Source organism: Streptomyces sp. NPDC031225 (assembly GCF_055570355.1).
The window spans coordinates 438,837-449,091 of record NZ_JBVIHJ010000005.1 but is presented as its reverse complement, the minus strand read 5'-3'; the positions used below and the strand labels follow the sequence as shown (position 1 = coordinate 449,091).

8 protein-coding genes and 4 tRNA genes are annotated in these 10,255 nt (G+C 71.9%); 7 read left to right on the top strand and 5 right to left on the bottom strand.

Translation table 11 applies throughout. The features are described 5' to 3' along the window. The first annotated feature begins 378 nt into the window (after positions 1-378). Positions 379-1,404, top strand: coding sequence for a LacI family DNA-binding transcriptional regulator (locus ACZ48Z_RS11710; protein ID WP_468735633.1), 1,026 nt, complete (start codon positions 379-381; stop codon positions 1,402-1,404). A 16-nt stretch (positions 1,405-1,420) separates the two neighbouring features. Here the strand turns inward: ACZ48Z_RS11710 and ACZ48Z_RS11705 are convergent, their stop codons facing one another. Continuing rightward, the gene (locus tag ACZ48Z_RS11705; RefSeq protein ID WP_468735632.1) at positions 1,421-2,212 is read right to left on the bottom strand and encodes a VOC family protein; all 792 of its coding nucleotides are present in this window, start codon (positions 2,210-2,212) and stop codon (positions 1,421-1,423) included. 359 nt (positions 2,213-2,571) lie between these two features. On the opposite strand from ACZ48Z_RS11705, the gene ACZ48Z_RS11700 reads away from it, so the two are divergent. From ACZ48Z_RS11700 to ACZ48Z_RS11680, 5 genes are all read left to right on the top strand, one after another. Beyond that, entirely contained in the window at positions 2,572-2,820 is a 249-nt protein-coding gene (locus ACZ48Z_RS11700) for a WhiB family transcriptional regulator (RefSeq protein ID WP_468735631.1), read from the top strand. 39 nt (positions 2,821-2,859) lie between these two features. Continuing rightward, positions 2,860-2,933, top strand: a tRNA-Ser gene (locus tag ACZ48Z_RS11695). Positions 2,934-2,942: 9 nt separating this feature from the next. Further along, positions 2,943-3,014: transfer RNA gene (locus ACZ48Z_RS11690), tRNA-Glu, on the top strand. A 9-nt stretch (positions 3,015-3,023) separates the two neighbouring features. Further along, a tRNA-Ala gene (locus ACZ48Z_RS11685) sits at positions 3,024-3,095 on the top strand. 28 nt (positions 3,096-3,123) lie between these two features. Beyond that, positions 3,124-4,452: an SDR family oxidoreductase gene (locus tag ACZ48Z_RS11680; protein ID WP_468735630.1), complete on the top strand. Its 1,329-nt coding sequence runs from the start codon at positions 3,124-3,126 to the stop codon at positions 4,450-4,452. 362 nt (positions 4,453-4,814) lie between these two features. On the opposite strand, the gene ACZ48Z_RS11675 is transcribed toward ACZ48Z_RS11680, so the two are convergent. Both ACZ48Z_RS11675 and ACZ48Z_RS11670 read right to left on the bottom strand, forming a co-directional pair. Next, positions 4,815-6,608, bottom strand: coding sequence for an AAA family ATPase (locus ACZ48Z_RS11675; protein ID WP_468735629.1), 1,794 nt, complete (start codon positions 6,606-6,608; stop codon positions 4,815-4,817). After that, positions 6,608-8,011 (bottom strand): vWA domain-containing protein, encoded by a 1,404-nt coding sequence (locus ACZ48Z_RS11670; protein ID WP_468735628.1) that lies wholly within the window; start codon positions 8,009-8,011, stop codon positions 6,608-6,610. The genes ACZ48Z_RS11675 and ACZ48Z_RS11670 overlap by 1 nt, the downstream gene beginning before the upstream one ends. Before the next feature lie 90 nt (positions 8,012-8,101). Between ACZ48Z_RS11670 and ACZ48Z_RS11665 the strand changes: the two genes are divergently transcribed. Then, positions 8,102-8,177 (top strand) — tRNA-Trp (locus ACZ48Z_RS11665). A 13-nt stretch (positions 8,178-8,190) separates the two neighbouring features. On the opposite strand, the gene ACZ48Z_RS11660 is transcribed toward ACZ48Z_RS11665, so the two are convergent. Both ACZ48Z_RS11660 and ACZ48Z_RS11655 read right to left on the bottom strand, forming a co-directional pair. Then, positions 8,191-9,027: a hypothetical protein gene (locus ACZ48Z_RS11660; RefSeq protein ID WP_468735627.1), complete on the bottom strand. Its 837-nt coding sequence runs from the start codon at positions 9,025-9,027 to the stop codon at positions 8,191-8,193. A 67-nt stretch (positions 9,028-9,094) separates the two neighbouring features. Continuing rightward, a complete protein-coding gene (locus tag ACZ48Z_RS11655) occupies positions 9,095-10,072 on the bottom strand; it encodes an acyl-ACP desaturase (RefSeq protein WP_468735626.1) in 978 nt (325 codons plus the stop codon). Positions 10,073-10,255: the final 183 nt, after the last annotated feature.

The following is a 10,255-nucleotide window of genomic DNA, read 5'->3' as shown; positions in this document are numbered from 1 at the left end:
TGACAAGCTCGTCACACCGCACCACGGTCCCAGACGACGCTACGTCACTGCCCTTGAATCCCGGTGATCGTCCTCACGGAATGTGTGCCTGATCCCCGCTGTCACCTACGAAGCCAAGGGCTGCGGCGCACCGCCGAGGACATCGAGAGCTGAACGTGCCGGCCGGGCGCTCGTCCGCCCGAGTCCTGCCGGCCCGCGTGCACATCGGTTCGCGGCCGCGGAACCCCCGCCCGCCAGGGGCCCGGGTTCGGGATAGCCCGCCGCACGTTTCTTTCGCTCCTCCGCTCCTCCGCTTCCTCCGCCGACGGCGAGAGCGCTCTCATCCCGCTGCGCGCCGGAGCTATCCTGATCCGCACCCCGCGGATGAGGAGCCCCGAAGTGACCGACACAGCGCCGCGTCCCACTCTGGAGGCCGTGGCCGCGCGGGCCGGTGTGTCCCGGGCCACCGTGTCCCGGGTGGTGAACGGCGGGGACGGGGTCAGGGAGCCGCTCGTCGAGCGGGTGCGCAGGGCCGTCGAGGAGCTCGGTTACGTCCCCAACCAGGCCGCCCGCAGCCTCGTCACCCGGCGCCACGACGCCATCGCGGTCGTCGTCGCCGAGCCGGAGACCCGGGTCTTCGCCGACCCCTTCTTCGGGCTGCAACTCCGGGGAATCAGCAAGGAGTTGACGGCCCACGACAACCAACTGGTGCTGCTGCTCACCGAGGGCCGTGACGACCACGCCCGCGTCGGTCGCTACCTCGCCGGAGGACACGTCGACGGCGCGCTCGTCTTCTCGCTGCACTTCGACGACCTGCTGCCCGGACTGATCCAACGGGCGGGTGTCCCCACGGTGTTCGGCGGGCGCCCCGGCTGGAGCGACGGGACGACGGACGTCGTGTACGTCGACAGCGACAACCGCGGCGGTGCCCGCGAGGCCGTACGCCACCTGGTCGGCCTCGGGCGCACCCGCGTCGCCCACATCACCGGCGCCCTCGACCAGACCTCCGCGGTGGACCGGCTCGACGGCTACAGGGACGTGATGGGTGACGCCGACCCGGACCTCGTCGTGCTGGGCGACTTCACCCCGGCCGGCGGGGAGCGCGCGATGCGGGAGCTGCTCGACCGCCGTCCGGACGTGGACGCGGTGTTCGCCGCCAACGACCTCTCCGCGTCCGGCGGCCTGCGCGTGCTGCGCGAGCGGGGGCGCCGGGTGCCCGAGGACGTGGCGGTGATCGGCTTCGACGACATGATGCCGGTCGCCGAGCAGACCGATCCACCCCTGACGACCGTCCGTCAGGACATCGAGGAGATGGGCCGGTTGATGGCCCGCCTGCTGCTGCGGGAGCTCGACCCGAGGGGCGGAGGGGCCGCACCGGACGCTGTGGTGCTGCCGACCACGTTGGTGCGGCGCGCCTCGGCGTGACCCCTGCCCCGTCCGCTCAGCTCTGCTGCGGCGCGCTCTTGATCACGGCGAAACGGGCGCCGTACGGGTCGGTCAGCTTGGCGACTCGGCCGACTCCCGGTACGTCCACTGCCGGCATCCGGACCGTGCCGCCCAGTTCCTGCGCCTTCGCGACCGCGGCGTCCGTGTCGGTGACCTCGAAGTACGGCAGCCAGTGCGGACCGCTCTCCGCCTCCAGTGGGTCGTCGGCCAGCGGGACGATGCCGCCGAACATGGCGTCCTCGCCCTGCCCGCCCGGCAGCACGGTCGTATAGGAGCCGCCGGGGAAGTCCACGCCGTAGGTCTCCATGCCCAGCGCCGCGTGATAGAAGAAGGCGGCCATCGGCAGGTCGGCCGTGTACAGCTCGACCCAGCACAGCGAGCCCGGCTCCTGGGTGACGTCGAGCCCCTTGGTGCGCCCGGGCTGCCAGATACCGAAGGGCACCCCCGCCTTGTCTGCGAGGATCGCCATGCGGCCCGCGTCCAGCACGTCCATGGGCTGCATCAGCACGGAGCCGTGCGCCTGCTCGGCGGCCTTCGCGGTGGCGTCCGCGTCCGAGGTCAGGAAGTACACGGTCCAGGACGGTGGGCCCTGGTCCGGGGTGGTCTGCATGCCGCCCGCGGCCGTCTTGCCGGCGAGCTGGAAGAAGCCGTAACCGCCGGCCTCGGGCGGGCCCGGCTGGAACTCCCAGCCGAACAGCCCGCCGTAGAAGGAAGTGGCGCCGTCGATGTCGGGGGTGCCGATGTCGAGCCAGTTCGGAGCGCCGGTGACATAACGGGTGGTGAGCATTTCTGCCCTCCTTCGAAGGGTCCCGTTGCCTGCACTGCCGAGTCTCGCACCGCCCACTGACAATCGCCGCCGGAATGCGGTTGCCGGCCGGTACGCAGTCGCGGTGACCGCAGGGGGCAGGTGCTGGTGCGTCAGGCGGAAGCGGGAGTGTCGTGGACGCCGGTCAGAGGGGGAGCGCGAGCCGTGACGGCGGCGACCGTCCCCGCTGGGGCGCGGGCATTCGCCCGGCGGACCGACTCCGCGCGCCGCCGTGCGTCCGTGCGCCGGGCGGAGGACCATCGAGGTGGCCGGCTGCTGTGAACGGCGGCGTTGATCCGGCGTTGATCGAACGTTTTTCGCGGCCCGGCACGATCTCGGCCATGCACAACGACACGATCACCCCGGCCGATCTGGCCTGGCAGACGCAGGCACTGTGCGCGCAGACGGGGGCCGACTTCTTCTTCCCCGAGCCGGGCAGTTCGGTACGGGAGGCGAAACGCATCTGCGGCATGTGCGAGATGCGTCCGGCCTGCCTCGAGTACGCCCTGTCCAACGACGAACGCTTCGGAGTCTGGGGCGGGCTGTCGGAGAAGGAGCGGCTGGAACTCAGACGGCTCGGAAACCGGTGAGCCGGCCGGCCGGGAGTGCGGTTAGGATCCGGGAGCGCACCCGGGCGTAGCGCAGAGGCAGGCGCACCGCCTTGCTCAGGCGAGACACGTCGGTTCGAATCCGGTCCCCGGGCTGCGTCCCGGGCCCTGTGGAGCAGAGGCAGACTCGCCGCCTTCTCAGGGCGGATACGCCGGTTCGAATCCGGCCGGGGCCCATGGCACAGGGGTCGGTAGCGCAGAGGCAGGCGCACCTTCATGGCATGAAGGGAACGTCGGTTCGAATCCGACCCGGTCCGCGGCAGGGCATGAACGGGGCGGGGACGCATGGGTGACGTGATCGGCGAGGACGAGCTCGCGGCCTTCCACCGTACGGTCGGCAGGCTGCGCGAGCTGCCCGTCGACGACCCCGTGCGGCTGCGGGCCGAGCAGGTCGCCGCGTCCTTCGCCCGCGACGGACGGCTGCGGCGGCGCAAGACCCGAGGCGCTGAGACCACCGCCGCCGACGCCGGCGCGATGGCTGCCACCGCGACCGGCGCCCACGACCGCCGTGAGGACGCGCCGCTGGTCGGGCCGGGCGACGTCGGCGTCTACCGCAAGCCGCGCAGTTGCTATGTCTGCAAGTCGCCCTATCGACAGGTCGATGCCTTCTACCACCGGCTCTGTCCGCGGTGCGCCGCCGACAACACGGCCCGCCGGGCTCTCTCCACGGACCTCGCGGGGCGCCGTGTGCTGCTCACCGGCGGCCGGGTGAAGATCGGCTTCCAACTGGCCCTCATGATGCTCCGGGACGGCGCGCAGCTGCTGGTGACCAGCCGTTTCCCGCACGACACCGTGCGCCGGTTCGAGACGGAGCCGGGCAGCGGGGAATGGCTCGACCGGCTGACCGTCGTCGCGGTCGACCTGCGCGACCCGCGCCAGGTGCTCGGCCTGTGCGAGGAGCTGCGCCGGGAGGGCGACCCGCTGGACATCCTCGTCAACAACGCGGCGCAGACGGTACGCAGGCCGCCCGAGTCGTACGCCCTGCTCGCCGCCGGTGAGCGGGACGCGCTGCCCGAGGGGGTGCGGGTGGCACCGGGCTTCACCCCGACGCGGATGCTGGAGAGCGGCGCCGCATCGCTGCCCGTCGCACTGCGCGAGGCCGACGAGGCCGGGCTGCTGCCCGATCCGTCCCCGGAGAACTCCTGGTCGGCCCGGCTGGGCGCGCTCGACCCGGCCGAGGTCCTGGAGACCCAGCTCGTCAACGCGCTCGCCCCGGCGTTGCTCTGCGACCGTCTGCTGCCCCTGCTGCTCGCCTCCCCGTACCCGCGCAGGTACGTCGTCAACGTCACGGCCGTCGAGGGCCGTTTCGCCGTCCGCAACAAGACGGCCGGGCATCCGCACACCAACATGGCCAAGGCCGCCCTCAACATGCTCACCCGCACGAGCGCCGCCGAACTCGCCGAACAGGGCGTGCACATGTGCGCCGTCGACACCGGCTGGATCACCGACGAGAACCCGGCACCGAAGAAGGAGCGCATGGCCCGCGCCGGGTTCCGCACGCCGCTGGACGTCGTGGACGGGGCGGCCCGGGTGTACGACCCGATCGTGCGCGGTGAGGCGGGCGATCCCGTGTCCGGGGTCTTCCTGAAGGACTACCGGGAGGCTGAGTGGTGAGCGGGGACGGCGCGGGAGCGGCGAGCGGCTTCGCGGGGGTGCCGCAAGCCGTGCCGCGGCCGGCCGCCCAACTCGCCCCGCTGCCGGGCCCGTTGTGGCCCGGACCTGCTTGATCCGCGCAAGCCGGTTCCCGGCGTGGCCCTGGTCCGGGGCCCCTCTTCGACACCGCGACTGCAACCGCCTTCGCCGCCTCGGACCGATGAGCCGGGTGACGAGGGGCCGCAGTGGTGGCCGGGGCGGCCGCCTGTGCCGGGCCCGCTGCCTCGACCGCGACGGGCATCACCGGGGCCGGGGGCCCGCCCGGGCGCCCGGCACCAACCCCTCCCGCGCCCCGCCGCACGCCCGTGGCGCAGCCGCCGGTGTCACCGGCGCATCGCCATGAACACCTCTGTCCAGAACCGCTGTTGCTGCTCCGAGGCGCCCACCAGGTACGTCGCCCGCAGCTTCGCCGGCAGCAGGGCCACCAGGCGGGTCACGGCCGCGCGGTGCTTCCGGAGCTGGGACAGCTCCGCGTTGGCGAGGACCTGGTGCACGACGTCGCTGTCGTCACCGCCCTCCGAGGAGTGACCGGCGGCGCGGCGCAGCCGGGCCTCCCAGGCGCCGACGTCGCGCGCGAGCTCGCGCAGACCGGTGACCGGGCGACCCCGGAAGCGGTCGAGCAGCCCGGTCAGCGGCACGGGCGCGTACTCGCCGTCACCGAGATAGACCGTGCCCATCTCCAGCGGCAACCCGCGCCGGTGCAGCTTGATCAGCCGCTCCAGCGTGCGCTTGGTGATCCAGGCGCGCCCGTCGTCGTCGATGTCGTGCTTCCACCACTCAAGGACCGTCTCGGCGTCCGAGCCGTACCGGGCCAGCAGCCACTCGTTGGCCGGTATGTCCTCGGGCTCCACCTGGAGCGAGGCCGTGAACCGGGTCGCCTGCGCGATGTTGTTCCGCGCCACCAGCATCTTGCGGCCCAGGTGGTACGGCGGGTTCTGCACCGCGATCTGCGCCCGCAGGTTCTCGATCCGCCGGCCGGCCAGCGACCACTCCTGGGTGATCTCCATGAGCTTGGCGAACGCGGCCTTGTCCCTGGGCCGGTTGTACTCGTCCCACACGATCGCCTTGGGCTCCGGCCCCGTGAACTTCTCGGCCAGCAGGTTGTCGAGGGTGCCGTCCGCCGACGGGATCGGCGCGCACAGGTCCTCGACGTTCGTCACCGGCAGCGAGAAGTACAGCGGCTCCCGGCCCAGCCCGGCCCGGACCGTCTCCCGCACCAGCTCCGTCTTGCCGCAGCCCGGCGGGCCCTGCAGCAGCACCGTCCAGCGGTTCCGCAGCGCGGCCCGCACCACCTGCCGCACCGGATCGGGAACCGTCGCGGGGTTGGGCACGCCGAGCGACTCGGCGACACGGTCCAGGATCTCGGCCGTGCGGTTCTGCCCGGGCCTGCCGTCCGGCCCCGGCTCGGCCAGCCGCAGCCGCTCCCCGTCGACCAGCGGCAGGCCCCAGCGCAGCGGGAACCCCTCCCGCGCGTTCGCCAGGACGTGGTCCAGGGTGCGCGGGGACAGCAGCTCGCGCAGGGCGGGGGAGAGCGATGCCCACAGCGAGAACGCCGTACGCAGGTCCCACGGGCGGTACTCGGCCGCCAGGTGCCGACGCCACGAGGTGTCGTTCGCCGTGATCCGCAGCGTCACCATGCGGTCGAGCAGCGCGAGGTCGCTGCGCCGGGCCGAGGTCTCCGCCAGCGACTCGTTGTCCGTGAGGAAGACGCCGACGCAGCCCAGGGCGCGCAGATCGTGCTCCCCGAGCGTCCAGTTGCAGGCGATCTGCATCAGCTGTGACTGGATCGTCGCGCCCGCCTGCAGGGAGTCGTCGATGAGCAGCACGAACGGCTGCCCCGGTTTCAGCTGGCTCATCACCAGCTGGCGCAGGACCAGTTCACCGGAGTGCGGGTCACGCACCGGGGCGTTGACGAGCAGGTCGTCCGGCGTGAGGTTCGCCGCGGGGACGTACACCAGCGTCGCGTCCGGGTACGCCCGGGCGACGTGAGAGAAGAACGTCGCCGTCTTGCCGATGCCGTGCTCGCCGAAGATCTGCCCCGTCTGCCCCATGTCGATCATCGCGTCGATGAAGGACTCCAGGCGCGAGGTCGTCGACTGCTCTGTTTCCGTCGTCATTACCGTGATCCTGTGGTGACGCGATGGCAGTCCATCGCCGGGGTGTGCGTGTCCGGCCAGTCGTCGCCGCCCTGCGTGATCAGCCAGATCCATTTCTCCGGCTCGGCGGGCGTGATGGGCGGGGCGTATCCGTCGGTGAGCATCACCACGGCGTCCGGGGTGACGTCGAAGCGGCGCCCGGCGACCTCCGTGCGGCCCTCCACATAGTCGGCGACCGCCTGGAAGCTCGTGCCGCCACCGCCGTAAACCCGCTCGCCGGGCCTGAACGGCATCACCTCGGCGTCGAAGGAGAGCCAGTGCGCCTCGACCCCGTCGATCCGCCCCACGAGCCTGGTGAGCCACTCGACGACGTGGTCCGGCATGGAACCCGAGGTGTCGTACGCGACGACGAGCACCTTCTCCCGCACCGGGCCGCGCCGCGAGAGCATCGGGTCCTGGCCCAGGGCGGCGAGCAGCGCGCCCCGCTTCTTCGGGTACACCAGGCGCTCGCCGTCGCTCAGCCTGGAGCCGAGCACGTCGACCAGCCAGCGCTGCCACCAGTCGACCGCACGCGTGCGCGTGGTCTCGCCGCGCAGCACGCCGGCACCGAGGCTGCCCCAGATCCGGGCGGCCCGGGTGTCGCCGTCGTCGGTGCGGCCCATCAGGTCGAGCAGCTCCCGCTCCGCGCCCGTGTGCCCGCGCCGGGCCGCGAGCAGCGAGTTGAGCAGCGCCGAGGAGGCGAGCGCGTCGACCGTCTCCTGGTCGGCCGGAACGCCGCCCTCCCGCAGGTGCACGCACAGCCGCCGCTCGGGGACGGGCGGGTCGTGCATTCGCTTCAGCTCGCCGTACACCCGCAGGTCCGTCTCGGTGAACGTCTCGTACGGCACCGGTTCGAGACCGTGCTCCGTCAGGTCGAGGACGTAGGCGTCGTGGACCCGTCGAGGGTCGACACCGGTGGGGCGGCCGTCGAGCAGGGGCAGCTCGGACCGGCCGAGCCGGACCAGCGCCACGTGGTTGATGGACACCTCGCAGGCCAGCGTGAACACCGGGTCCGCGCGCTGCTCGGCGTCGGCGAACAGATGCCGCTGCACAAGATGCCGTGCCTCGTGGAACAGCACGAACTTCACACCGGCCAGGCCGAGAGCGGCGAAGAAGCCGGGGTTGTAGAGCAGCAGGCAGGTGCCGTCGCCGGAGGCGACCACGGCCGCCGTGTCGATCGCCGTCGTCGGGATCTGGTGACGGCACTTGGCGTACAGCCAGGACGCCACGGCCGACTCGGTCAGCCCGAAGTCCAGCAGTGCGGCCTCCTTCAGGCGCCGCGCTTCCTCGACCACCGCCGAGTCCGCCGGACGGTAAAGCTCCAGCGCCCTGCGGTCGGCCAGGTCGACCACCGGGACACGCCGCCCCCGCTCTCCGTACGCCATGCCGAGCCCCCCGTACCGAATCTCCCCCGAGCCTCATTGGTAGCAGCGGCCACTGACAACGGGCCAACGCATTACGCTCGGGGACCAAGGGCGGGGTCGTAGCGCAGAGGCAGGCGCACCGGTCTCCAAAACCAGAACACGCTGGTTCGAATCCAGCCGCCCCGCCCCCTCCCGGCAGATCAGGCGATCGCGCCGGCCGTCATGATCAGCTCCGGCGCCGTTCCGTGGAACGTGTCGAGGAGCTGCGCCAGCACCGCCCACGCTTCCTCGTGGCCGCCCAGGTGGTCGCGCACGAGGGGCCGCAGTGCGTCCTCGGCGTCGCGTACGCGCGCGGGGAACATCACATGGCCCAGGGACAGCACCTTCAGCACGTGGGCGGCGGGCCCGTGTCCGGTCGCGTACGCACCGGGGCCGGCCAGGACTCCCGCCTGGCGCAGGCGGTGGGTGAACTTGGGGTGGCTGCCGAACCGGGCGCGCAGCGCGGGAGGGCAGTCCGGGCGCACGGACAGGGCCCAGCGGGCGTAACCGGGCAGCGGCCGCTCCCGGTCGGCCTCGGCGACCGCCTGCCAGTCGCGGTGTCCCAGCACCATGGACGCAGCGCCCCTGGCGGGGGCCATGGCGGTTCCGGCCCGCAGCGCCCCGACGAGTCCCTGAGCCACCAGGTGCGGCGGCAGGGGCGGCTCGTCCGCGTGCTTGAGCAGGACCCGGTCCACGGGCAGGGTGTCCGTGCGGCCCGGCCCGAACGGCACGCCGCGCAGCACCGCCCGCCGCAGTCCGGGGTCGGCGGAGGGGTGCCCGTACACGACCGCGTTCAGCTTCGGGTCGTCCTCCTCCAGGATCCACACCAGGACGGAGGACGGGACCGGGGTCATCCTCAGGACGGCGTGGGCGGTCCCGTGTTCGGCGGCGCCCCGCGACGGCGCACCGATCCGCCGCCGTACCCGTACGGCGTCGTCAGGGTCGGTCAGGCCCAGCAGGAAGCCGACCGCTCGCTGTGCCGTGCTGTTCTCGCGCATGGCCGCATGATGACGCAGACGAGCCGCGGCTCGCACCGGATATCGGGTGGGGTCCGACCGGCCGGCGTCAGGCTCCCGCGCGCGCCGCCATCCGCGCCTTGCGCGCGGCCAGCTTCTCGTCGAACTTCGACGCCTCCGAGTCCAGGCCGCTCATGTACAGGCCGAGTTCCTCCTGGGCCTGGAGACCCTCGGGACTCAGGCCGCCGATCTCCATGACCTTCAGGAAGCGCAGGACGGGCTGGATGACGTCGTCGTGGTGGATGCGCATGTTGTAGATCTCACCGATCGCCATCTGCGCGGCGGCCCGCTCGAAGCCGGGCATGCCGTGGCCGGGCATCCGGAAGTTCACAACCACGTCGCGCACCGCCTGCATCGTCAGGTCGGGCGCGAGCTCGAACGCCGCCTTCAGCAGGTTGCGGTAGAAGACCATGTGCAGGTTCTCGTCGGTCGCGATGCGCGCCAGCATGCGGTCGCAGACCGGGTCGCCGGACTGGTGGCCGGTGTTGCGGTGCGAGACGCGGGTCGCGAGCTCCTGGAAGGAGACGTAGGCCACCGAGTGCAGCATCGAGTGCCGGTTGTCCGACTCGAAGCCCTCGCCCATGTGGGCCATCCGGAACTGCTCCAGCTTGTCCGGATCCACCGCGCGCGAGGCGAGCAGGTAGTCACGCATCACGATGCCGTGGCGGCCCTCCTCGGCCGTCCAGCGGTGCACCCAGGTGCCCCAGGCGCCGTCGCGGCCGAAGAGCGAGGCGATCTCGTGGTGGTAGCTGGGGAGGTTGTCCTCGGTGAGGAGGTTCACGACCAGGGCGATCCGGCCGATCTCGGTGACCTTGGACTGCCCCTTCTCCCAGGCCTCGCCGTCCTCGAAGAAGCCGGGGAAGTTGCGGCCGTCGCTCCACGGCACGTACTCGTGCGGCATCCAGTCCTTGGTGACCTTCAGGTGCCGGTTGAGCTCCTGCTCGACCACTTCCTCCAGCGCGTGCAGCAGTCTGGCGTCGGTCCAGGCGGAGGACGGGCTGCTGAGGTGAGGGGAAGTGATCGTCACAGGTACTCCAGGGGGACGCGGCAGACATGTACGGGGTTCGGCGGCGAGCGGTGCCGGTAACTTACGGAATCGTAGGCTACGAAACCGTAGGTTACGCCACCGTAGGTTAAGGGGAGCGTAAAGCTTGCTGATCAGTGGCGTTCCGAGGGCATGACAAGAGTGTCGGGAACCGCAGGTCGGAAC